Below are 20,895 nucleotides of genomic sequence, written 5' to 3'. Positions count from 1 at the left end.
CGGCACATTCCGGACGTGGGCGATGACGTGAAACGAGGGCAATGACGCCGAGCGAGCCGCATGATCGTGCGGCGGACCGATCCGGTGCGGTCGCCGTACTGGAGCGAAACAACGCGCCCACGCGCGTGCGGTTCCGCCTGGTCCGCTTACTGATCGCGGCCGCTATCGCCGTCGCGGGGGTCTGCTATTCGTCGTGGGTCCTGGAATTCGTCCTGCCGATCCATCTGAATCCGATCAGGTCGTTCCTGAGCGAATTGGACGCCGAGGGCCGTCCTTATCGCTGGGTGTTCGATCTGGGCGACACCATCGCCGGTTCGCTCACCTTGATTTCCGCGATTACGGCGATGTTCGTCTTCTCGCGGCGGCGTTTGTCGACCGTCGGCTGGGTGGCGCTGGGCTTTTTCGGCGCGTCCACGATCGCCGATGCGCAATGGCCGTTGCACACCTGCTCGGCGCCGTGCCCGCCGTCGGATAGCGGCATGTTTCCGCAATTGCACCAGATCCACGCGCTGACCAGCACACTCGCGGTCACGTCGATATTCGTGGCGATGATCGCCTTCAGCGTCGCCGCCTTCCGCTATCGGCGCTGGCCGATTCTGCGGCATTCCGGATTGTGGATCCTCATCATCGGCTCGACCGCTACGGCCTGGATGCTGATCGCCGACAATCTGCCGGGCAATTACGCACTGGGCATCGCCCAGCGCATCCAGGTCGGATCCATGTCGCTGTGGCTGATCGCGCTCGCGGTGCAGATCTGGGTTGCGCAGCGCGTGATCAGCGGCGATGGGCGGAAGCGCGCACGGGCTCGTCGTTCCGCAGCATGACCAGTGAGCGGGGCGCCGATTCCGCCACCGCGCCCGCGATCGCCATGGCCGCGAAGGTGGTCAGTATGACGCCCATTACCAGTACCTCGACAATTGTGTTCATATACCCACGGTGACAGCGGCGACTGGCATGCATTTGTGCGGAACATGGGTAAAACCTGAGAATGCCGGCTAGCCCACCGAGACGGTGACGGTGTGCGTCGTGGTGCGTGCCGGAAGCGCCCCGGTATCGACGCGCAGGATTTCGCCGGTGTCCTGGCGGCCGTCCGGCAAGATCTTCGGTTTCAGGCCGAAGGGCGGCTCGCTACCGCTGCTTCCGGCCAATCCGAAATCACTGTCGTCGGAGATGTAGAGCGTGCGGCCGCCGTCGGTGGTGGCGACGCCCTCGATTTTGTCGTGGCCGAAGAATGCGCCGGCCGGATTCAGCCCCGCGACCAATCCGGCGAGATCCAGGTTCGACTTCTTCGCGACCGGGGTGATACCCGCCTTGCCGAGCGCGGCGATCCCGTCGGCGGTGGATACCTTGCCGACATAGGTTTCCAGCGGTTTGTCGCCGACCAGCAGGCCGAGATTCGGGTCGTATCGGGTGCCGGGAACGGCGGCTCGCGGTCCGATATCGGTGGCGCCGTTCAGATCGATCGTCCACAGTTTCTTGTTCGCCTTCGGCGCGAGTTCGCCGTCGCGTTCGTCCACCAGAAAGGTGTGGTCGTCGAGTGCGGTGATTTCGGAGACGGCCAGTTTGCGCTTCGGATCCTCGAGCGGGTACACGAATTCGGCTACGGCGCGGGTCTGCAAGTCGACCGTGACGATTCGGGTCATCGGCACCTCCCGTGCGGAAGCCGATCCCGGTGTCTGCAAACCGCTTTGAATCACACCGACCAATCGCCGCCCGTCCGGCGTGACGGTCAGGCCTTCCATGCCCTGATTCGGCGTCCGCAGCGACAATTCGCGCGGCAACCCGGAACCGGGTGCGAGGCGGTCGATTTCGGTGCCGGAGGCGTCGAAGTGCACGAGGAACGGACCGTATTCGTCGGAGACCCAGAAGGTGCCGTCGGGCAGCGCGACCAATCCTTCCGGGTCCAAGCCGTGGTCGATGGGCGGCAAGGGGTGGCCGTCCAGATCGCGCATGGTCTCCCCCGTCGAGGCCGCGGTGTCGACGAGTCCGTTGAAGCCGACGCCCGCACGGTTCTTCAGGTCGATAGTGGATTCCAGCACCGCGCGCGTTCCGGTCAACCGGAATTTGCCGATCTTCGGCACGAAACTCGTTATGGGAACGAGCTTTTCGTTCTTGCCGGGGCCATCGACGTTCGGGCCGCGGTCGGTGAGTCCGTAGAATTCGTCGGCCGACCCCGGCACCGGCGTCCACGCGGACCCGAAACCGCTGCCCTGCACCGTGGTTCCACCGAACTCGCCGAGCGGCGCGATATCCGTGGTGTAGAGGTGAACCGCATCGGAGGTGGTCACCGTGAAGGTGTCCTCGCCCTGGTATCCGGGCTCCGGCGCGTAGCGCAGGGAACCGTCCGCGGTGCGGTCCAGGCGGCCGTGGGCCGGGGTGCCGAAGGCGACGGCCGCACCACCGCCGGTGCGGGCGGCCAGATCGTCGAGCGATACGATCAGCGGCCGGTCCCGGCCGGTGTGCCATTGTGGTTCGCCACCGCCGGACGAACAGGCGGCAGCCGCGCAGAGTACGGCGCCGGCGAGGGCGAATCGGAGCATGTGACTGGTTCCCACCGGTGATACCTATCCTGCCGAGTCGACGATCAGCTGTCGGGCACCTGAACAGTTATCCGACGGCAATCGAGTTCGCCCAGCGCGCGTTCCCAGCGCTGGGTAGGGTCACCCAGGTGACCAGCGAAGCGCCGGAATCAGCCGTTCCCGTCGACCTGCTCGAAGCCGTGCATACGGCGACCGAGTCGCTGGTCGGCGCGGTGGAAGCCTTGCACGACAGCGATATCGCCGAACCGTCACTGCTGCCGGGCTGGACGCGCGGCCATCTGCTGGCCCACCTGTCCCGCAATGCCGACGGCCTGGTGAACCTGCTGCTGTGGGCCCGCACCGGCATCGAAACCCCGCAGTACGCAAGCCAACTGCTGCGGGATTCCGATATCGAGGCCGGTGCGCCGCGCCCGCTCGCCGAGCAACTGGGCGATCTGCGCGCCTCCGCCGATCGCTTCCTCGGCCTCGCCCGGGCCATGCCGCCGGAACGCTGGCAGTACCGGGTGCGGGCTCGCACGGGTAAGGAGCTGGCCACCGCGGTGGTGCCGTGGTTGCGCCTGCGCGAGATCGAGATTCACCGCGTCGACCTGAACATCGGCTATCGGCCCGCGGACTGGCCGGCCGCCTTCGTGGCCCGCATGCTGCCGGAGGTGTCCGCCGGATTCGACCACGCGGCCTCCGCACATCGCCCCGCCGATGCCAAGCCGATGACCTCCGACCCGGATCAGCCACCGCCGCCGAGTTTCACCCTCGTCGCCACCGACACCGATTTCACCGCCAAGGTGGGCCCCGACCCTTCCGACACCATCTCCGGGCCCGCAGCGGAGCTGCTGGCGTGGTTGATCGGCCGCAGCGAGGGCGTGGGACTCACCGGACATCTGCCGAATCTGCCCGCGTGGTTGTGAGGCGCCGGACTCACCGGTTCACGCGCCCCGGAACCTCGAGCCGTTCGGCGAGGAAATCCAGGACGCGGTGCAGCGCGGCCTGAGTCGGTTCGCCCGGTTCGTCGACGAGATGTTCGGTGAGTACCGAATGCGCGCTCAGCACGCCCTCCGGATTGGCGGCGGCATCGTCGAGTTCGATGGCGATGAAGGCGTCGCCGAGTTCCCGGCGCAGGAATTCGAAACGTTGCGCGGGTGAGCGCCGGTCACCGCGGAAACGCAGCCCCATCACCGAAAGGCCCTCGCCGCAACGCTGTTTGACGCGCTCCAGATCGTCGGGCGAGAGGTCGATCGAGCATTTCTGCCGGGTGGTGAAACCCAGCGGCAGGCCGGGCTGTGAGAGCACGGGTGCGACCAATCGGTCGTCCACAGCCATCCCCAGCGCGAAACCTCCGGTGAAACACATTCCGACGGCACCGACTCCCGGTCCGCCGCACCGCCGATGCTCATCGGCGGCCAGCGCCCGCAGCCACTGCACGACCGGGGACGTGCGGCCGGTCGCCAGCACCACGAACTCCCGGCTGACACAGATCGGCCCGAACTGACCGGCGACGTTCGCCAGCGCGGCAAGAGTGCCATGCGCGGCCGGATCCGGGTCCCGCCCCGGATTGCCGTACAGATGCGGCACCACCGCCGTACAGCCGATGCGCGCTACCCGCCGGGCGAAGTCGAAGACGTCCGGCGAGATGCCGGGAAATTCCGCCATGACGATCACCGCGGGCCCGCTGCCCTGCCGAAAGATCGTGCGGGACTTGCCCTCATGGGTGAAGGTCGCGTGTTCGAAATCGTGAAGATCGTCGTCTGCCATGGCCGGCCCTTTCTCGTTCGGGCCTTCACCCTCGGCCGACCACCCCCGCCGGGTCTTGAAAAAATGTTCCCCAGGCCCGGTATCGGTGCTGCCCGATCGGCGTGTGCGGTTCCCGTGCCAGCGTGTTCGGCGTGCGCCCGGCGAAACTCGCGATCTCCCGGGACATATGGGCCTGATCGCTGTAACCGCAGGAGGCCGCGACATCGGCGGCCGGCCGGCCCGCCACCAGTCCCTCGACCGCATGCCGGAACCGAACCAGCATCGCGGCGCGTTTGGGCGTGAGTCCGATCTGCGATTCGAACCTGGTCCACAGCCGTTTGCGACTCCAGCCGCAGGATTCGGCCAGTTCGGTGACCCGGACCTGCCCGCGGTCCGCGACGATACGATTCCACCCGGCCACCACTTCCGCATCCGGTGTGCGCTCGGGCCGGAAGTGTTGCGCCAGAAACGTTCTCGTGAGCGCGAACCGCTCCTCCCACTTCGCCGCCTCCGCGAGCTGCGCACGCAACCGCTCCGCCGAGGCGCCCCACACCTCGTCCAGGCCCACGACAGCACCCAGCTCACCCGGCCCGACCCCGAGCACCGAATACGCCCGCAGCGGCGACATCCGCACCTCGACGCACGCCGCACGGTCGGCCCGAATCGCCGTCAGCCCCCGGGAGAAACCCGCCACCATCCCCCCGCTCGCCCGACTCGCCTCCGTCGTCTCGACGACGAGCCCACCCCCGCCGAAGTCGACCGCCACGGTCACCGCCGGGATCACCGCCACCCGAAGCTCCAACCCGGCACCGGCACGATCGCGATACCCGAGCATCGCAAGCCCGTCCGCGCCCCCGCGCGGGCGCACGATCTCCCACGCGCGATCTCCCATCCGGCCAGGGTAGATCGGATCCCTCACGCGGTGCTCGCAACACTCGTTCGTGCAGGCCAGAGGCGTAGGGACAATACGCGCGACACGCCATCGCGGATCAGGGTGAAATCACGGCGGCTCCGTATGCTCGGCGCACCGCAGCTACTTCTATCCAGGGAGGTACTTTGCGTCACCGGTCTGTCCTCACCGCTTTTCTCGCATCGCTACTTCTGCTGATCGGACCTCCGATCACGGCGCAAGCGCTACCGGACTCGGGATCCGGTTCGGGCTCCGGATCCCTCTCGGCGTCGCCCTGCCATCCCGGCACACCGCCCATAGCGCCGAAGACGACCAACTACTACGACGGGAAGGAATATCTGGGGCCCGACCCGTTACCGCAGGACCCACCTGTGGGCCCGTTGCTGACGGGGTATCAGCGCTTCGGGAACCTCACCGAGGCCCAGTTCATTGCGAAGTACCGCACTCCGGACAATTCCATGTGGATCTATCCACCCGATGACGGATTCCTGATCATCGACGGCCGTACGGCGGCACACCCGGAGGTGCTGCAGCCCGGCAAGCGTATCGACCGATTCGGTGCTCCGAGTGGGAAGTTCCTGGCACAAGAGGGCGAGTCGTACGGCGGGCGCGCGATACCACCGCAGAACCTCAACTCGCCCGGGGGCACCACACAAAGCGATTATCACGTCTACTGCGTACTCGCGCCGTTCCAAGTGGAGGCCGGGCCGGCCCAGCCATGGTTCGAGCAGCCCGGACTCGGTACCCAATATGTTCTGGATACCAGTTTCCAGCCGTACCCCGGCGGAAAAGCGACCGTCCAATGGCTGCTCGACAACCACTACCTGGTCGAAGAGATCCCCGGTTGATATGGATCGCAGGGAATTGGCCGCCGCACTACTCGCCGCCGGAAAGCCTCCGTCGTGGTTCCAGATCGCCGGCGTCCATACCCATGACCCGCTGCCGACCGACTTCTGGTTCCTGCGCCCGGGATCCGGCGGCGACTGGGAAGTCGGCGTCTTCGAACGCGGTGAGTACGACGTCCGAGGCCGATTCGCCGCCGAATCCGACGCGGCCGCATGGGTTTACGAATCCATGATGGGACACCCCCCACCGTGATGCGAATACGAAACGGCCCCTCACTTGTCATCAAGTGAGGGGCCGTTCCACTGCGCGCCCGGAGAGACTCGAACTCCCAACCTTCTGATCCGTAGTCAGATGCTCTATCCGTTGAGCTACGGGCGCAGGTCCTGTTCAGTTGTGTGCCCGGTTACCCGGGCGTGGCGGAGGCGAGAGGATTTGAACCTCCGGTCCCCGTGAAGGGACAACTCATTAGCAGTGAGTCCCATTCGGCCGCTCTGGCACGCCTCCTGGAGCCTTCTTTCGAGGGCGCCGGTCCTTTCGAACCGCCGAGAGGCAAGAGTACAGAGCAACCGGTCAGGACGCAAAACGGCTGGTCAACGCAGGTGACTGTCGAACCAATCGAAGATTCTGGTCTGTGCGTCGATCAGGAGCCGCTTCTCGTCCTCGGGCAGCTGCTCGAAGTCGGCCATATCGAATCCGGGATGATCCGGGCGGTGATGCAAGCCGGGGTAGCTGACCACCAGGGTGGCCACCGCGGCGCGCGCCGCCGCGTCACGCAGGCGTTCCACGTGATCGGCCGGGTTGACGGGATCGTCGTTGCCGTAGAGACCGAGCCAGGGGGCCTGCAGCTGCGGGGCGGCGTCCACCAGTGCCGTCGCCTCCGCGGTGAGCGGCTCCATGATGCCGGGTGCGGCGACGCTCACGGCCGCACCGATGGGACGGTTCGTGGCGACCAGCAGTGCGGCGGTACCGGCGTTGTCGAAACCCAGTACGCCGACGGTGTCGGCGTACACTCCCCGGCCGACCAGCCAGTCGAAGCAGGCATCGAAATCGGCGAACAGATCCGCGCCGAACACCTGCTCGACCTCCGCGCCGCCCGCGACGGCGGTGGCGACCGCACCCGGCCCGTCGGAGACCCGCGCCCCGACGGCGGCGAGATCGCGGTCGTTGACCGTCCCGGCGCCGTCCCCGTGACCCTTCTGCCGATCGAAGCGGTGGAACAGATTGGGCGCCACCATGATCCAGCCTTCACCGGCCAGCGATTTCATCATTTCCAGCAATACATCGGCAAACTGACGGGACTCGTGGAGTACGACGATGCCGCCGCGCGCGTAACCCTCCGGCTCGATCACCGTGATGGGCACCCGACCTCCGGCCGCCGGGCCCGGAGCGCCGTCGACCACCTGCCCGCTGTCGCGCAATGGTGCTTCATCTCGATAGATGCCCGACATGAAACCAGGGTAGTTCCCATCCGTTACATTCGGGAGAAGTTGCACGGAAGTACCCATTCCTCGGAAAATTTTCCGACATACCGCCCAGCCGGTTCGGATCGGCCCACGGACCGCCGGGGCCTCCCGGACAACTGCGGCGAGCCACCGCGACGTGCGAGGAATTAAGGTGTTGGGGTGAGTGCTCGTATTCGTCCGGACCTGGAGTCCATTCCGGCCTACGCTCCGGGTCGCAGTCATCCGGGCGCCGTGAAACTGGCCAGCAACGAAACCACCCAGGGGCCGCTCCCGAGCGTGGCCAAGGTGATCGCCGAGGCTGCCGAACTCATCAACCGGTACCCGGACAACTCCTCCGGCGAACTTCGAGCAGCCCTCGCCGAGTTCCACGACGTCGCGGTCGAGAATGTCGCGATCGGCTGCGGCAGCGTCGCGCTGTGCCAGGAACTGGTCCAGATCACGTGCGCCTCCCCCGCCGACGAGGTGGTGTTCGCCTGGCGCTCGTTCGAGGCGTATCCGATCGTCACGCAGGTCGGCAACGCGACTGCCGTGCCGGTGCCGCTGAACGACGAATTCGCACACGATCTGGATGCGATGGCGGCGGCGATCAACGACCGGACCCGGCTCGTTTTCGTCTGCAATCCGAACAACCCGACCGGAACGGCGTACGGCCGTGCCGAATTGACCCGCTTCCTCGACGCGGTCCCCGACGACGTGCTGGTGGTGCTCGACGAGGCGTACTTCGAATATCTGCGTCTGCCCGCCGACGATCGGGCCGACGGCGTCCAGATCGGCCGAGGCCGCTCGAATGTCGTTGTGCTGCGCACCTTTTCGAAGGCATACGGGCTGGCGGGGCTGCGAGTCGGTTACGCCGTCGGCGATCCGGAACTGATCACCGCGCTGATGAAGGTGCACATTCCGTTCAGCGTGAATCGGCTGGCACAGGCCGCGGCCATCGCCTGCCTGCAGGCGCGGCACGAACTGCTCGACCGCACCGATCATGTGGTGGCCGAGCGGGAACGTATGCGCGAGGCGCTGCTGGCGGCCGGATACCGGGTACCGCCGAGCCAGGCCAACTTCGTCTGGCTGCCGCTGGGCGAGCACAGCGCGGAGTTCGGCGCGGCCAGTGCCGAAGCCGGAGTTCTGGTGCGGCCGTACGGCGCCGACGGGGTGCGGATCACCGCGGGCGATCCGCACGAGAACGATCGGTTCCTGAGTTTCGCCACCGCACCGGACACCGTCGCGCGCTTCGTCGGCTGAACCGGCTCCGCGGCGGTCAGCGCACGCCGAGGGCTCCCGCCAGCGTCGGCCACGCCCTCGGCAGTTCGTCCTTCCAGTACGGCCAGGAATGCGTGCCCACCGGACGCAGATCGACATCCGCCGGGATCTGCATGCGCTCCAGCCGATCCGCGAGCGCCATCGTGCAAGCGTTGGCGCCGGCCTCGAGCGGGCCACCGAATCCGATCGTCGAGAACGCTTCCGGATTGCCCGGACCGTCGTAGGGCCCCGGCACACCGGAACCGGCGGACAGGAAGATCGCCTTACCGCGCAGGGTGTCGGCGTGCATCATCACGTCGTGGGCGAGCCAGTCGGGATCTTCCTGCTTGCCGAACATGTTGTCCGGATCGCCACCGTAGGTGCGCACCACGGCCCGCGCCTGCGCCTGCCCGAAATCCGAACCCATCGCATAACAACCACTGTGGGCGGCGACAGCGAGATAGGCCTGCGGGTTGCGTATCGCCAGCATCATCGCCGCCTCCGCCCCCATCGAGACGCCCTCCACGGCATCGCGGCCGTTGCCTTCGAAGGTCGCGTCCATCAACGGCGGCAGCTCCCGAGTGAGAAAGGTCTCCCATTTGTTGGTGCCGAGCACCGGATCCGGATGCTGCCAATCCGTGTAGTACCCCGCCGGGCCGCCGATCGTGAGGACCACGTTGACGTCCTTGTCGGCGAAGAACTGCACCGCGCCACCGCGCTCGGTCCAGTTGTTGTACTGGTTGCTCGCGCTGCGCCCGTCGAGCAGATAGACGGTCGGACGCGGATGGCTGCGATCGGCCGGTAGCAGCACCTGCACCTGCACCGTGCGTCCCATGGCCGGGGAGTCCACGAAAACCCGCAGCCAGCGGTCGTTGATCGGTTCGATGTGGTCGATCGACGCGGTGGCCGGACGGGGATCGTCCAGCGCCGGAGGCGGCCCCTCGGCGGAACCCGAATCGGCCGGGGGCGCGGGCGCGGCGGCAATCGACGGCGCTCCCCAGATCGCCCCACTCATCAGGAGTGCGGCGATGGTAGCGCCGGACAGCCGACGCCGTATCCGGCGACGAACCATGGCCGCCATCCTGCCAGAGGTCGTGCGAGGCGTCGAAAACCCACGACGGCCCGATCTCCGGCGAGTCTTCCGACGCTCCGCACCGATTCGGCATCCCCGCACTCGCGCCAGTAGGCTGAGACACCGTTCCGGCGCGCCCGGAACGAGGTGGGTTGCCCGAGCGGCCTAAGGGAACGGTCTTGAAAACCGTCGTGGTTCACGCCACCGTGGGTTCAAATCCCACACCCACCGCAGGTGAAGGGCTGTTTTCCGGCTCGTCGGTCGAGTCCTGCACGGGTTCGGCCCGCAATTGGCCCGCAGCGGCTTCGGCGCCCGCATCCATCCCGGCAGCAACGGTGTCCAGGTCATCGGGGAACAGGTGGCCGTAGAGGTCGAGTGTCAGAGTCGCGGTCTTGTGCCCCAGCATGCGCTGGACAACCTTGATGTTGGCGCCGGCACTGATAGCCAGCGACGCCGCGGTGTGACGTAGTCCATGCGGAACCACCCCGTCGAGGCCGGTCACCTTGACGGCCCGGTCGAACGCCCACCGGAATTCGCTGGACGTCAGATAGTCGCCTTTCCGGCAAGGGAACACCAACGAGTGGGGCGCGAGGCCATCCACTACTACGGCAAGTTCCCTTTCGAGGAACTTCGGGACCGGCACCTCCCGGGTGGTGTGGTTCTTCGTGTCGGTTTCGACCACCCCTTCACCGGTCACACCGGATGCCGATCGGGAGATGCGGATACGTCGGCGCGACATGTCGATGTCGCTTGCCCGCAGCGCGGTAGCTTCGCCGAAGCGAATGCCGGTGTACGCAAGGGTGAATATCAACGGCTGGAAGCGGCCAGCGGCCAACGCGAGCCTCATGACTTCCAGGTGGGACAGGTATCGCCGCTCCGCCGACGGCATCGAGGGCAGCTCGACGTCCTCCGCGGGGTTCGTCGGCAATCGCTTTGCCTTGATCGCGAACCGCAGCACCCGGTCGAGTATTTGATACGACTGAATCACTCTCGACGCCGACAGGCCCCGGCCTTCGAAGCGGCTGCTGCCGGCGGCCGACAACCAGACAACCCATTCCTGGATGTCCTCGAACTCGATATCCCGAAGCGCTACCGATCCCCACTGCGGGAGAACGACGGTGTCGAGCAATGACCTGTAGCCGGCGACCGTCTTCGGCTTCCGGCCCTTCTTCGTGGCGAACCACTTCTCTGCTACCACCCTGAAGAGGACGCCACTGCGATCAGGGTCGACCCAAGTTCCGGTGACCACTTTGGTGGTCACGTCGCCGTCGAGGAATCGCTGCGCCTCGACTTTGGTGCTGAACAGCCGTTCGCGCTCGACCCCGTTGGGATCGACGTAGCGGGCGCGCCAACGCTTGCCTTTGCCGTGCTGTTTGGACTTCGCCCGTTTGCGGGATTTCTCGCCGGTGGCGGGGTCCGTCTCGGTGACCCACTTGTACCAGCGGTCCTCCACTCCCGCCCGGGGATTGCGGCGTGCCGTCACTAAGCCGCACCTCCCCTGGCGCTGGCGGCCTCCTGCTCGGCGATCCACGCGAGGATCACGCTCTGGCGCCAGACGCGGCGCCGGCCGAGTTTGAAGCTGGTCGGGCCTGCGCCGATGTGTGCCCAGTAGCGCCACGTAGCAGCCGGAATGCCGGTCAGCTGTTCACAGTCCTTGGCCTGTAGGTACTTCTCACTTTCCATATTCGGTGGCTCCTTCCGTGAGGTGGTCACGCGCGGCGTTGATGGTGCGCGTGACCGCGGTGCGGCTCAGTTCGACGTTGTCGGCGATCCGGGCGTGCGGCCATTTGTGCTCGAAGCGCAGCCGCAGGATGGTCGCGACCTTCTCCGGATCGCGGCGGCCGGCGGGATCGGCGTTGCAGATCTCTTCGGCAATGTCGGCCCAGCGGTCACGCGCACCGGCTGGTGCGTTGGCGCCTGGCGGGGTCGCTTCGATCTGCCGGATCTGGTGCGCAGTCGGTAAGGCGACCGACACGCCTCCGTTCTCGTGGCGCTCGTCTGGGATCGGGGCGACACGTTCTGCGCAGGCGCTACGCACCGCGCTTTCTGGGCTGCGCACCGCCTGTGCAGCGTCGGTGCGCAGGTTCGGAGCGTGGTGTTCGCGGATGATCATGTGTGCGAGGGCCGCGCCCATACCCAGGACTCCGACCGGCAGGCAGGCCACCAGAACGGTTACCGGCCACGGCGCCACAGCGACGCCGGCCGCGCGCATGAGGTGGTATGCCACCTGTCCGACGGCGCCGAGTACCAGGCTTCCGAATGCCGAATACTTGGCGTAGCTGCGGGTTCGGTCCGATCGGATCCGTCCGGACAGCCAGACGTAGAGCGCGTAGGAGGCGTACGCCTCCATGCCGATCGGCAGCGTGATCGCGGTATTGAGCGTGAACTGGTCCCAGATTCCCGGCAGCGGTCGGACCGGACCGAACCCGGTGAGCTGTCCAAGTCCGACCCAACCGGACCAGATCGCGACGAACGCCGGCAGCGCCAGCAACAAGACCGGCCATGCCCGCGGCACACTGCGCACCGGCTCCGTCTCGGCTGGTGCGTTGTGGTGCGTAGGGCTGTCGCTGCGCACCGACACCTGTTCGGCGTCGCTGGTGTCGTACGCACCGGCCGTTACCCGGCCCGGGATGTAGATAGTGTGGGAGCCGATTTCCAGCGACGCGAATTGCGGCTCCGAGGAGATATCGAGAGTCACTGTGCGCCCCCGTTCCGCTGAAGCGGCCCCTCCGTACCATGGCGCAGGTAGTGCTCCTGGATGAGCATGATCTGGATGATCGAATCCAGGTAGCGCCATTCGATTCGCGTGATCTCGCTGTCGGGTCGGATGCCGCGGTGCGTACTGCAGAAGAATTCGACGAACTCGGCCGGCGTCCAGTCGCAGAACCCCTCAGCGGCGACTTCGGCTGCGGTGATGGCATCGAGACGTTCCTGGTGCACCGAGACGATTTCGACGTCGGTGATGCGGTCGAGCGGCTCGCCGGGTTTGCGGCCTTGTACCCTGCGGCACAGCGTGACTCGGTCACCCGGGCGCAGCATCTTCCAGCCGGCTCGGCGGGTGACGGTCTTGGTGCGGTTGCGGACCTGGGTCTCGGTCAGCGCGACGGACATCAGTCGGGGCATGAGGTCTCCTCCTCGGTGGTGGTCTGAGTGCGGGCTTCGAGGTATGCGCTGACCGTGGTTCCGTTGCGCTGGGGGAAGATTCGCCAGTCGGTGACGATGTCCACGACAGGATCCAGGGCGGTGATCATGGCTTTGACGTGGTCTCGCTCGCCGGTCACCCGGATTTTGATCGTTTCGCTCATCCTCGGCTCCGTACCGCTGCGGTGGTGCCGACGTGGATGCACTCGGCCATGTGGGTGATGAGGATTTCCATGTCGTTGTCGTCCAGATCTCGGATCACGACATCGAGCGCGGATTGTCCGCCGGTCGTCAGTGCGGTGACGGCGGTGTTGACCAGCTGAAGCACACGGGTCGGTTCGTTCATCAGCACTCCCCCTCTCCGTCGGGCGCCTGGTAGACGGCGGTGTAGAGCTTCGGGGCGGAGAAGTTCGGGGCGGGCGGTTCGCCGAGTCCCTCGTACCGGATCCGCACCTTGCCGCCGACGACGGTGCGGGTGACGCCGGCGTCCATGCATGCGCCGATGAGGGCATCGGCGATGCCGGTGCGGACCCAGACCTTCCGCAGGCCCTGCCCATAGGGTTTGGTGGTGCCGTCGGTCTGCACGATCAGGATCGGGACCATGCGCTCGTTGCCGTCGGCGTCGAGTTTCGGTGCGCGAGTGCGGTAGTCGAGGTCGGGCTCTTCCTCGATGGCGACGATGATGCCCTCGATCTGCGCGCCGGGTTCGCTGTTGCGGTTGAACGCGGCACGGGTACGCGGGGTGAACGCCTTGCTCATCGTGGTGTCGCCCGCGGGGCGGGCCGGCTTCGTCTTGGTTGCGGTGCTGGTCATGGTGGTGGTCCTCCTCGCGTTCGTGGGGGTGGATTGCTGTGTGCCGCTGGGCCGCGCCCGATTCGGGCGCGGTGTCTCGGCGGCTGGCTGGCGGTGCTCGGTGAGCGGGAGCCCGTACGCGGCGGCCAATTCGTTGGCCTTGGCGTAGAACAGGACGGCTTCGGGGGTGCCGTTGACGCTGTCGGCGTGGGCGCGCAGCTTGGTGACCTTGTCGCGGGCTTGATCGGGTGTCACTGCCGTGCCCCTCGTTCCTGTGGGCGGCTGGCGGACTCGGTGACCGGCACCGGGTGGGTGGATCGGGTGCCGGCTCCGGTGGCCGGGTGGCTGTTTCGGCTCGGGGTGGTTTGATCGAGATCGGTCATCGGTCGAGTCCGTTGAGGACGGGCTTGGTGATGACGGGGCCGTGGAAGATCGGCTGCGCCGGTCGCGGCATCGCCGCTGCGGGACCGTTCGCGGTCCGCGCCTGCTGCCGATCCAGGTCGTGTTCGGCGAATTTGTTTGTCAGTTCGGCGTTTTCGGTACGGAGCCGCTCGTTCTCGGCCCGGGTCTGGCTGAGTTCGGCGCGCAGTCGCTCGATCTCGTTGATCTGGGTGTGCTCATGGTCGATCTGCCATCCGGTGACCTCGTCGATAACCGTGTCGCGTGGGCCGACGGCGTGGTAGGTCGGGGACTCAGCACCGACTTCGCTGATGTTGACGACCAGATCGGCGTTTTTGGGCCAGCCGTGGGAGTCGTCGGCGAGACGATCGAGCGCCCAGTCGTGTCCTTCGGGGAGGCTGGTGAACTCGGCTCGTTGGGCCATCTCCGGGTGAGTGCGCACGATCTCCGCGCTGCCCACCACTACCTCGTAATAGCGGGCTCGCTCACTCTCTGGGAGGTTCTGCGGTCCTGTCTCGGCGTCCCGTTCGACAGCTTCGGCAGCCGGTTCCGGCCACGCGGGCGCGGGCTGCTGTTGGAACTGCTCCTGCTCTCGTTCGACCGTCGGCACCCAAGCGCGCTGGAACGACGGCTGATAAGCCTGCCGCTGTTCAGCCAGTGCGGCGTAGGCGGCGCGTTCGCGGTGCAACTGTTCCCACTGCTGCAGTTGGCGCCGTTCGGCCGGGCCGGCGATACCGGTACGCAGCCGGGTCAACCCGTCGCGTGCTCGCGCACGCAGGGTGTCCAGACCCCAGGTCGGTCGGAAGACGGGGCGGACCGGGTCGCGCGGGTAGGCGTGGACGGTGGCCAGCGAGGTCACGGCCTGACCGCGTTCGGTCGCCGTGAGGTGCTGGGAGCCGTAGATCCGATTCTCGATTCGCTGCCGGTCGGCGTCGAGGTCGCGCTGGCGATCGAACCAGGTGTCGGGGGTGTCCCACGCGCGGATCTGCTGTTCGTTGAGCAGTCTCCACCGGTATTCGACCAGGCTGGCGGTCAGCCGGCGTCGCTCTTGGGAGTGGGCGAATTTGGTTTGGTGGGCGTCTGCCTTGACCAGTGCGTTGATCTCGCGCCGCACACTGCGGGGCACGCGGGTAGCGGTCGGGTTCATGGTTCGCCAGGAGCTCAGAACGTGGTTGACCCGGCGGGCGAGCCCGGACATTTCGTTGACGATCTGGTCGGTTTCGGATGTTTTGTGAGGCATATGGTTCGGTCCTCCTCTGGTCGGTGGTTGGATGGCGTTGTCGGTTACCAGCGGGCGCGCTTGGCGCGGGCGAGCTGGCGGAGGTTGGGGCGGCCGTGGGTGGTCCACACACTGTGGCCGGTCCAGCCGGCGCCATAGATGAACCAGGCGATGCCGACTGCGGCTCCGGCGGCGAAGAACGCGATGACGGTGATCGCGACGACCGCCACACCGGTGGCCGCGGGGCGCCACCAGAACGCGATGACTGCCCGCCATCGCAGCGCGGCGGCGACCCACGGATCGTCGAGGTCCTCGATGTCAACGGCCGGCAGAGCCTCGGTGTCGGTGGCATCGAGGTCGGGGACCGCGGCAAGGTGGCGTGCGCGCCGTTCGGGGGTGTTCTTGGGCATGGCGTCGGGGAACATCGCGTACAGCTGTCCGACGCTGGGGGTTTCGACGTCGAGGCGGGCGTCTCCGGCGGGTTTGGGTGCCTCGATCGCCTTCTCCGGGATGGGTGGGGTGTCGTCGGGTTCGATGGGTTCGGGCAGCATGGTGGGGTCCTCCTTTGCCTGCTGGTCCTGGGATTTGTCTGACTGATCGCCGTGGTCGCCGAAGTCCTTGGCGGGGCTCACGCGGGCGCTCCACGGCCGTGGAGCAAGGCACCGCCGGCACGTCGCCAACGGCCCTGCTTGGTTGTGGCGTGCTTGGTGCTCGGCTGCATGGGGCGCAGCGGGATCGTGTCGGGATCCAGCGGTGTGATTCGTCCCCAGGTCGCGGTGCCGCGGTTGACGTAGACGCAGTCACCGGGTTCGAGGCGGCGCAGCAGGTTCGGGTCGATGAGCAGGGCGTCCTGCATGCGGACCTGGCCCTCGTCGCCGTGGCGGTCTTTCAGCGTGTGCCGCGACGGTTCCAGCGCCCGGCGGGTGCCGTAGAGGGTGACGACGTCGTCGGGGCCTTCCATGCCGAAGCACAGCAGTCCACCGGACCATGCCTTCATGAGCTGTTTGGCGTCGCGGTCGGTGCCGGCCAGCGATTCGAACGAGTGCGCGCCGACGATGCACGCCACGCCCTGCGAGCGGAGCGCCTCGCACGCATCGGTGAGGCTGGCGCCTTCCGACACCCGGGAGAATTCGTCGATGGTGAAGGTGATCTCGCAACCGTGCGGGGTCGCAGCGACCTGTTCGACCAGCTTGATCACGGCTTTGGCCTGCGATATCGCCACGCTCTTCTGCGCGGTGCCCGGAACGGTGATGAACCAGTAGTCCTTGTCGAGCAGATCGAACGGGCCGTCGAACACTCCGTCCAACTCACGAAACAGGTTGTCGAACCGCGCGGTTTCGGCCGGCAGGACCGGCTGCTTGCCGTCGTTTGCGGCGACGATCGCGTTCAGCTCCGGCCGGTGCGCCGGTTTGTCCGGGAACACGAAATGCCCGTCGCCGTTGAATTCACCGCCCCACGCATGCCACAGCCACGCCGGGTCGAACCGCGACATGAACTCCTTCGAGTTGGTCGGCGGGTTCTCGCCCGGCCCCTTCCCGGCGTCGGGATCGGGCGCGTCGATGATCAAGTGCACCAGCGAGATACGAAGTTCTTCGTAGAACTTCTGCGCCGAATCGCTGGCCTTCGCAGTAGGGGCAAGGTCCTCGATGACATGCCGCAGCGGGCCCGCCTTCAGCGCCCAGATGTTGAGTTTGTCGGCCGGGACCATCGCGATCCGCGACGGGTGCACGCCGCCGGCGAGCAGGGCCGCCTTCAGGTCCGCGTAGGTGACCAGGTCCTCGATGCCGCCCTTGCAGGACAGGAAGATGCTCACCGCACGTTTGGGCTTGATACCCAATGCCTTCCGCGTTGCCGCCGGCAGCGCCGCGGCGGCCAGATAGCGCTCGTGGCTGGCGAAATGCGATGCCACCGACAGCCGGCACTCACCGGTGGTCTTGCCTGAACCAGGGCCACCCAGGATGCCGACGTGCTTGCGGACCGCGTTGTACGGGATCGTCAGCAACGTGTCCGTCGTTGAGCTCAGCTGTCCGGCAACGGACTTGCGGTGCTGGCTCACCGTGGTGGCCTGTCGTCCGAGCACGATGCTGCGCCGGCCCCGGCCGCGGCCGGTGACCGTGGTCAGCGGTGTGGCTCGGCCTGCCAGTGCCCTGGCGGTGTTGAACTTGGCGTCGATCTCGCGCCGCTGCGCGCGCTCGGTGGCGGGAATGTCCTTCTTGCCGACGGTATGCAGCTGGTTGCGGTTGCGTGCCCACCACCACGTCGCCGCCGCCAGCGCGACCGGGATGCCGGTCACGCTCATCTCCAGCGCCGCGGGCAGCCAATCGGCCTCGACCGCCAGCGCGGTGCCGTGGGCGAATAGCTCCAGCGGCGCCCATGGCGATGTGCCGACCACCGCGGTGGCCGCGGGCAGGACCAACGAGGCAGCCGCATAGTTGCGCAGCCGCGCCGGCTCCCACCCCATCCGGCGCGCCTGAAGGATCGCCGCAGCGGTCATCGCGCCGGTGACACCGACGCCGGCCCCGGCATCGGCGAGAAACGCGCCCAGGTGTTGCACCCATTCGGTATTCGGGTGCAGCGACGGGTCGTGGGTGTTCATGAAGTGCAGCCAGCCCGGCTCTTTCGCCTGCTCCCCGTGCTGGGTCGTCACCTCGAACACCGGATGCTGCGGCGTCGGCGCCGATGCGCTGCCGCAGTCCTGCGGGGTAATCAGCGGGCGACAATCGCCCACCGGTGCGGGTGTGATCTGCTGCGGTGCGGGCGCGTTTGCTGCGTCGCAGTCGTGGGGTGTGATGAGCGGTAGGCACTCGGTCGGTGCGGGGATTCTGTCGTGGGTGGTCATGCGGTGCCCTCCTGTCTTGCTGCGGGCAGGTCGATAGAGCGGTGCGCGATGACGTCGGCCAGCGACCGCAATCGGATGTCGGGACGGGCCGGGATTCGGCCGGCGTGGATGAGGTCTTCGATCACGCTGATCAGGGCTCGGCTGATCTGTTCGGTGCCGTAGACGTAGAGCAGGCCGGCGTCGATGGCGGAGGCCTGCTTGTAGGCGTCGACCACGGTGGCGGCCAGCCGCTTCTTCGTGGGCCGCTTCAGCGTCAGCTCGATCTCGACGGCCAGCCACCGCCCGCGGTGCAGATAGCGGCCGTCGTGCACGTGCGGACGCCCGAATCCGGGTTTACGTGGCACGAGCCCGCCGCGGTCGACAACCATCAGTCCGCCGGGACGCTGCCCGGCCGCGAGAGCGGCGTCTCGGAGCAGCTTCCGTTCCGGAACCCACAGTGATTCGTCCAGTCCGCACAGGGCGGCCCGTACACGGGAGACGGCGAGTTTGTGAGTGATGTTGGTACCGGTCGGATTCCACGGCGAGACCGCGTGTTCGAGGCGCTCGGCCGCCACCGCCGGCCACGGCCAGATCACCGTGACGTCCCGGTCGGCGTTATCCGGCCGGATCGACACCGACCGCAAGACACCGAAGCCATCCCGCCACCGCTCGATCAGGGTGTACGTGCGGGAACGCTCGGTGCCGCACGCCAGTTGCACGGCGGTGAAATCGAGACACCACTGCTGGCATGCGAAGCGCGTGACCTGCTCGTCGCGATCGGTCCACTGCAATCGCGGGTTCGGCTTTGGTCGTGTCATCGGTCCAACCCCCAATCGAATTCGGGCCGGTCCGGTGTGCCGGCAGGTGTGAGGTGAGCGGATGCAAACTGCCGATCGCGCACGATGGTGCGTGTGGTGACGTGCAACTGCTCCGCGATCTGCGACGCCGACCGACCGCGAGCGCTGAGTTCGGTGACCTGAGCGCGGCGCGCCTGCCGGAGTTCTTGATCCGACGGCGGTTGCCATCCGGCGCGGTCCGGTTGGGCATTCGGGTCGTCGAGGACGTCTTCGTCCCATTCGAACGGCAGTGCCCAGCCGCGGTCGCGGCCGTAAGCGCGGGCCTGCTCCGACGGTCCTGGCGTCATCTGCAGCCGGTCGAACAGGGCCTTGATGTCGCGGTCGCGACCGGCAGGCAGCGACTGCCCGGTGTGGCCTTCCGGCAAGGCCCGCTCGACCAGAGCGGCCATAGTTGCGTGACTGGGCTTGATTCCCAATTCGTGGGCCAAACGAGTTTGGGGATACCCGTACGCGATCAGTGCCTGAATCCGTCGCCGCGCCCCGGTGATCGGAACGAGTGCCGTGTCCGCCGCGACGTCGCCGGCCCGTTCGGGCACCGCGACCGCCAGAATTGCCTGCTCGGTCTTTGCGCTGATGTGCTCGGTTTCCGGGCGAGCAAGGTTGGTCATCGTCGAATGGCTGATGCCGGCCAGCTCCGCCACATGCTTGGGCTTGAGTCCGGCAGCGAGCAGTTGGTCGATGTGCGCGCGTGCAGTATCGGGAGCGACGCGTGGTTGCCAACGGCCGTAGGCCAATTGGCGGCGCCGGTGCCGACTGTAGGCCGCCTTACACATGCCGTGGCCCTGATCGCCCGGGCTGCCGCAACCGCAACTGCACATCGGATGGGCATCGGAACTCGTCATCGGTCCAACCCCCAATCCATCTGCGGGCGCCCCACATTCGGTCGGCGCGGAACGGTGACCGTCGGAACCTGCCGCGGTCCCGTCCCCCGCCCGGCTGGGCCTTCGCGGTACAGCGCGAGCTGATCGGCCGGGATACCGGTGAGTTGGTTGATGTCGTGGCCGGCGTCGAAGTGGTCCGATAGGTCTTTTCCGGTCGCGGCCTGCATCACCTCGACGCGCCCGCCGATCCCCTGCAAACGGTCGTGCACGCTGATCGCGTGGTCGAACCCTGGTCCGTCGCGGTCGGCGACGATGACCACATGCCGGGCGCCGCGCAGCTGCTCGGCGTGTTCGGGCCGGAACTTCCCCGCACCGCCGGCGTTGCAGGTCGCCGGGTAGCCGGCGGCGATCGCGCGATCGACGTCCTTTTCGCCCTCGCACACCAAGATCGGGTGACCCTGCTCGATCGCCCACGCCACAATCGGTGCCTGATACAACACCGGCTTGAATCCCCCCGACACCCACGTGCGATCGGAGGCGTCCCAGCGACGCTGATAGAAGCCCTTCTCGATCCCGTGCTCGTGCGGGGTCACGGTGCGAACCACCTGTCCGACAGGCTCATTCGCCGCAGTCGTGTACGTGTAGGTCGCCACCCGGCGTCGCGGCCCGACAACGGCACCCAAATCGCGGGACGGCTGCTGAGGTCGGTGGCGGCGAACCGGACTCGGCGCCGCGGCCGGCCGACGCTGCTGGCCGACCCGCTGCCCGCCGCGGCCGCGCTCGGGCAAATGATCGAACAGATCACGCACCCGGATATGCGCAGCCTCCAGCACCTCTTCCTGCGGACACCCGGCGAAGCAATTGACGATCGTCTTCTCCCGACGTGGGTCGTACTTCACACCCAGCGACGGCGAGGAGTCCTCATGAGCAGGACAACGGAACTTCGTCCACTGCCCGGAATTGCTCGACGCTTCGACTGTGACCTGCCGCAACGCATCGACCACCCGATCGAACGACGGCCCATACCCCTGCCCGGTCATAGAGGCACCACCC

At 67.1% G+C, this 20,895-nt stretch carries 24 protein-coding genes and 3 tRNA genes; 6 read left to right on the top strand and 21 right to left on the bottom strand.

Annotated features, from left to right (window positions below):
- Positions 1–41 precede the first annotated feature (41 nt).
- Entirely contained in the window at positions 42–824 is a 783-nt protein-coding gene (locus ACPCUW_RS05665) for a DUF998 domain-containing protein (RefSeq protein WP_423423885.1), read from the top strand.
- Here the strand turns inward: ACPCUW_RS05665 and ACPCUW_RS05660 are convergent.
- Both ACPCUW_RS05660 and ACPCUW_RS05655 read right to left on the bottom strand, forming a co-directional pair.
- The gene (locus ACPCUW_RS05660; RefSeq protein WP_423423884.1) at positions 775–927 is read right to left on the bottom strand and encodes a hypothetical protein; all 153 of its coding nucleotides are present in this window, start codon (positions 925–927) and stop codon (positions 775–777) included. The genes ACPCUW_RS05665 and ACPCUW_RS05660 overlap by 50 nt on opposite strands.
- Before the next feature lie 68 nt (positions 928–995).
- Positions 996–2,555: an esterase-like activity of phytase family protein gene (locus tag ACPCUW_RS05655; RefSeq protein WP_423423883.1), complete on the bottom strand. Its 1,560-nt coding sequence runs from the start codon at positions 2,553–2,555 to the stop codon at positions 996–998.
- Between the two features lie 113 nt (positions 2,556–2,668).
- On the opposite strand from ACPCUW_RS05655, the gene ACPCUW_RS05650 reads away from it, so the two are divergent.
- Complete coding sequence (locus ACPCUW_RS05650) at positions 2,669–3,445, top strand: maleylpyruvate isomerase family mycothiol-dependent enzyme (protein WP_423423882.1); 777 nt, start codon at positions 2,669–2,671, stop codon at positions 3,443–3,445.
- A 10-nt stretch (positions 3,446–3,455) separates the two neighbouring features.
- Here the strand turns inward: ACPCUW_RS05650 and ACPCUW_RS05645 are convergent, their stop codons facing one another.
- Together ACPCUW_RS05645 and ACPCUW_RS05640 are read right to left on the bottom strand one after the other, a co-directional pair.
- Entirely contained in the window at positions 3,456–4,289 is an 834-nt protein-coding gene (locus ACPCUW_RS05645) for a dienelactone hydrolase family protein (protein ID WP_396928284.1), read from the bottom strand.
- Positions 4,290–4,314: 25 nt separating this feature from the next.
- A complete protein-coding gene (locus ACPCUW_RS05640; RefSeq protein WP_423423881.1) occupies positions 4,315–5,160 on the bottom strand; it encodes a helix-turn-helix domain-containing protein in 846 nt (281 codons plus the stop codon).
- A 164-nt stretch (positions 5,161–5,324) separates the two neighbouring features.
- On the opposite strand from ACPCUW_RS05640, the gene ACPCUW_RS05635 reads away from it, so the two are divergent.
- On the top strand, positions 5,325–6,026 hold the full coding sequence (locus tag ACPCUW_RS05635; protein WP_423423880.1) for a TNT domain-containing protein: 702 nt from the start codon (positions 5,325–5,327) through the stop codon (positions 6,024–6,026).
- A 1-nt stretch (position 6,027) separates the two neighbouring features.
- Positions 6,028–6,276, top strand: a complete 249-nt coding sequence (locus ACPCUW_RS05630; RefSeq protein ID WP_195072783.1) for a hypothetical protein — start codon at positions 6,028–6,030, stop codon at positions 6,274–6,276.
- A gap of 53 nt (positions 6,277–6,329) precedes the next feature.
- Here ACPCUW_RS05630 and ACPCUW_RS05625 read toward each other — a convergent pair.
- From ACPCUW_RS05625 to ACPCUW_RS05615, 3 genes are all read right to left on the bottom strand, one after another.
- Positions 6,330–6,402 (bottom strand) — tRNA-Arg (locus tag ACPCUW_RS05625).
- 36 nt (positions 6,403–6,438) lie between these two features.
- A tRNA-Ser gene (locus ACPCUW_RS05620) sits at positions 6,439–6,528 on the bottom strand.
- 86 nt (positions 6,529–6,614) lie between these two features.
- Entirely contained in the window at positions 6,615–7,472 is an 858-nt protein-coding gene (locus ACPCUW_RS05615; protein ID WP_063010828.1) for a dienelactone hydrolase family protein, read from the bottom strand.
- 174 nt (positions 7,473–7,646) lie between these two features.
- Between ACPCUW_RS05615 and hisC the strand changes: the two genes are divergently transcribed.
- Positions 7,647–8,726: a histidinol-phosphate transaminase gene (gene hisC / locus ACPCUW_RS05610; protein ID WP_423423879.1), complete on the top strand. Its 1,080-nt coding sequence runs from the start codon at positions 7,647–7,649 to the stop codon at positions 8,724–8,726.
- 16 nt (positions 8,727–8,742) lie between these two features.
- Here hisC and ACPCUW_RS05605 read toward each other — a convergent pair whose 3' ends face one another.
- On the bottom strand, positions 8,743–9,738 hold the full coding sequence (locus ACPCUW_RS05605; RefSeq protein ID WP_231509341.1) for an alpha/beta hydrolase: 996 nt from the start codon (positions 9,736–9,738) through the stop codon (positions 8,743–8,745).
- A gap of 203 nt (positions 9,739–9,941) precedes the next feature.
- On the opposite strand from ACPCUW_RS05605, the gene ACPCUW_RS05600 reads away from it, so the two are divergent.
- Positions 9,942–10,026, top strand: a tRNA-Ser gene (locus ACPCUW_RS05600).
- On the opposite strand, the gene ACPCUW_RS05595 is transcribed toward ACPCUW_RS05600, so the two are convergent.
- The 13 genes from ACPCUW_RS05595 to ACPCUW_RS05535 all read right to left on the bottom strand — a co-directional run bounded on the left by ACPCUW_RS05595 (position 9,992) and on the right by ACPCUW_RS05535 (position 20,882).
- A complete protein-coding gene (locus ACPCUW_RS05595) occupies positions 9,992–11,278 on the bottom strand; it encodes a tyrosine-type recombinase/integrase (protein WP_423423878.1) in 1,287 nt (428 codons plus the stop codon). The two genes, ACPCUW_RS05600 and ACPCUW_RS05595, sit on opposite strands and share 35 nt — an antisense overlap.
- Complete coding sequence (locus ACPCUW_RS05590) at positions 11,278–11,478, bottom strand: helix-turn-helix transcriptional regulator (protein ID WP_423423877.1); 201 nt, start codon at positions 11,476–11,478, stop codon at positions 11,278–11,280. Before ACPCUW_RS05590 ends, ACPCUW_RS05595 begins: the two co-directional genes overlap by 1 nt.
- A complete protein-coding gene (locus ACPCUW_RS05585; RefSeq protein WP_423423876.1) occupies positions 11,468–12,493 on the bottom strand; it encodes a hypothetical protein in 1,026 nt (341 codons plus the stop codon). Before ACPCUW_RS05585 ends, ACPCUW_RS05590 begins: the two co-directional genes overlap by 11 nt.
- Positions 12,490–12,906 (bottom strand): hypothetical protein, encoded by a 417-nt coding sequence (locus ACPCUW_RS05580; RefSeq protein ID WP_423423875.1) that lies wholly within the window; start codon positions 12,904–12,906, stop codon positions 12,490–12,492. The genes ACPCUW_RS05585 and ACPCUW_RS05580 overlap by 4 nt, the downstream gene beginning before the upstream one ends.
- Entirely contained in the window at positions 12,906–13,100 is a 195-nt protein-coding gene (locus ACPCUW_RS05575) for a hypothetical protein (protein WP_423423874.1), read from the bottom strand. The genes ACPCUW_RS05580 and ACPCUW_RS05575 overlap by 1 nt, the downstream gene beginning before the upstream one ends.
- Positions 13,097–13,282 (bottom strand): hypothetical protein, encoded by a 186-nt coding sequence (locus ACPCUW_RS05570; RefSeq protein WP_423423873.1) that lies wholly within the window; start codon positions 13,280–13,282, stop codon positions 13,097–13,099. The genes ACPCUW_RS05575 and ACPCUW_RS05570 overlap by 4 nt, the downstream gene beginning before the upstream one ends.
- Positions 13,282–13,983: a DUF2786 domain-containing protein gene (locus tag ACPCUW_RS05565; RefSeq protein WP_423423872.1), complete on the bottom strand. Its 702-nt coding sequence runs from the start codon at positions 13,981–13,983 to the stop codon at positions 13,282–13,284. Before ACPCUW_RS05565 ends, ACPCUW_RS05570 begins: the two co-directional genes overlap by 1 nt.
- A 124-nt stretch (positions 13,984–14,107) precedes the next feature.
- Entirely contained in the window at positions 14,108–15,367 is a 1,260-nt protein-coding gene (locus ACPCUW_RS05560; RefSeq protein WP_423423871.1) for a hypothetical protein, read from the bottom strand.
- Between the two features lie 44 nt (positions 15,368–15,411).
- A complete protein-coding gene (locus ACPCUW_RS05555) occupies positions 15,412–15,978 on the bottom strand; it encodes a hypothetical protein (protein WP_423423870.1) in 567 nt (188 codons plus the stop codon).
- Entirely contained in the window at positions 15,975–18,185 is a 2,211-nt protein-coding gene (locus ACPCUW_RS05550) for a hypothetical protein (protein WP_423423869.1), read from the bottom strand. The genes ACPCUW_RS05555 and ACPCUW_RS05550 overlap by 4 nt, the downstream gene beginning before the upstream one ends.
- Entirely contained in the window at positions 18,182–18,982 is an 801-nt protein-coding gene (locus ACPCUW_RS05545; RefSeq protein ID WP_423423868.1) for a hypothetical protein, read from the bottom strand. The genes ACPCUW_RS05550 and ACPCUW_RS05545 overlap by 4 nt, the downstream gene beginning before the upstream one ends.
- On the bottom strand, positions 18,979–19,863 hold the full coding sequence (locus ACPCUW_RS05540; protein WP_423423867.1) for a hypothetical protein: 885 nt from the start codon (positions 19,861–19,863) through the stop codon (positions 18,979–18,981). The genes ACPCUW_RS05545 and ACPCUW_RS05540 overlap by 4 nt, the downstream gene beginning before the upstream one ends.
- A complete protein-coding gene (locus ACPCUW_RS05535) occupies positions 19,860–20,882 on the bottom strand; it encodes a hypothetical protein (protein ID WP_423423866.1) in 1,023 nt (340 codons plus the stop codon). Before ACPCUW_RS05535 ends, ACPCUW_RS05540 begins: the two co-directional genes overlap by 4 nt.
- Between the last annotated feature and the right edge of the window lie 13 nt (positions 20,883–20,895).

This window comes from Nocardia sp. AB354 (genome assembly GCF_049538315.1).
Taxonomy (GTDB): domain Bacteria; phylum Actinomycetota; class Actinomycetes; order Mycobacteriales; family Mycobacteriaceae; genus Nocardia; species Nocardia nova.
The sequence above is the reverse complement of the archived record's forward strand: the minus strand, read 5'-3'. Positions and strand labels throughout refer to the sequence as shown.

Excerpts from the sequence above, each read along its gene's own strand:
- ACPCUW_RS05560 (WP_423423871.1), bottom strand. The coding sequence starts at position 15,367 with ATGCCTCACAAAACATCCGAAACCGACCAGATCGTCAACGAAATGTCC.
- ACPCUW_RS05645 (WP_396928284.1), bottom strand. The coding sequence starts at position 4,289 with ATGGCAGACGACGATCTTCACGATTTCGAACACGCGACCTTCACCCAT.
- ACPCUW_RS05540 (WP_423423867.1), bottom strand. The coding sequence starts at position 19,863 with ATGACGAGTTCCGATGCCCATCCGATGTGCAGTTGCGGTTGCGGCAGC.
- ACPCUW_RS05630 (WP_195072783.1), top strand. The coding sequence starts at position 6,028 with ATGGATCGCAGGGAATTGGCCGCCGCACTACTCGCCGCCGGAAAGCCT.
- ACPCUW_RS05660 (WP_423423884.1), bottom strand. The coding sequence starts at position 927 with ATGAACACAATTGTCGAGGTACTGGTAATGGGCGTCATACTGACCACC.
- ACPCUW_RS05605 (WP_231509341.1), bottom strand. The coding sequence starts at position 9,738 with ATGAGTGGGGCGATCTGGGGAGCGCCGTCGATTGCCGCCGCGCCCGCG.
- ACPCUW_RS05545 (WP_423423868.1), bottom strand. The coding sequence starts at position 18,982 with ATGACACGACCAAAGCCGAACCCGCGATTGCAGTGGACCGATCGCGAC.
- ACPCUW_RS05535 (WP_423423866.1), bottom strand. The coding sequence starts at position 20,882 with ATGACCGGGCAGGGGTATGGGCCGTCGTTCGATCGGGTGGTCGATGCG.
- ACPCUW_RS05580 (WP_423423875.1), bottom strand. The coding sequence starts at position 12,906 with ATGTCCGTCGCGCTGACCGAGACCCAGGTCCGCAACCGCACCAAGACC.
- ACPCUW_RS05550 (WP_423423869.1), bottom strand. The coding sequence starts at position 18,185 with ATGACCACCCACGACAGAATCCCCGCACCGACCGAGTGCCTACCGCTC.
- ACPCUW_RS05590 (WP_423423877.1), bottom strand. The coding sequence starts at position 11,478 with ATGGAAAGTGAGAAGTACCTACAGGCCAAGGACTGTGAACAGCTGACC.
- ACPCUW_RS05575 (WP_423423874.1), bottom strand. The coding sequence starts at position 13,100 with ATGAGCGAAACGATCAAAATCCGGGTGACCGGCGAGCGAGACCACGTC.
- ACPCUW_RS05615 (WP_063010828.1), bottom strand. The coding sequence starts at position 7,472 with ATGTCGGGCATCTATCGAGATGAAGCACCATTGCGCGACAGCGGGCAG.
- ACPCUW_RS05570 (WP_423423873.1), bottom strand. The coding sequence starts at position 13,282 with ATGAACGAACCGACCCGTGTGCTTCAGCTGGTCAACACCGCCGTCACC.
- ACPCUW_RS05640 (WP_423423881.1), bottom strand. The coding sequence starts at position 5,160 with ATGGGAGATCGCGCGTGGGAGATCGTGCGCCCGCGCGGGGGCGCGGAC.
- ACPCUW_RS05665 (WP_423423885.1), top strand. The coding sequence starts at position 42 with ATGACGCCGAGCGAGCCGCATGATCGTGCGGCGGACCGATCCGGTGCG.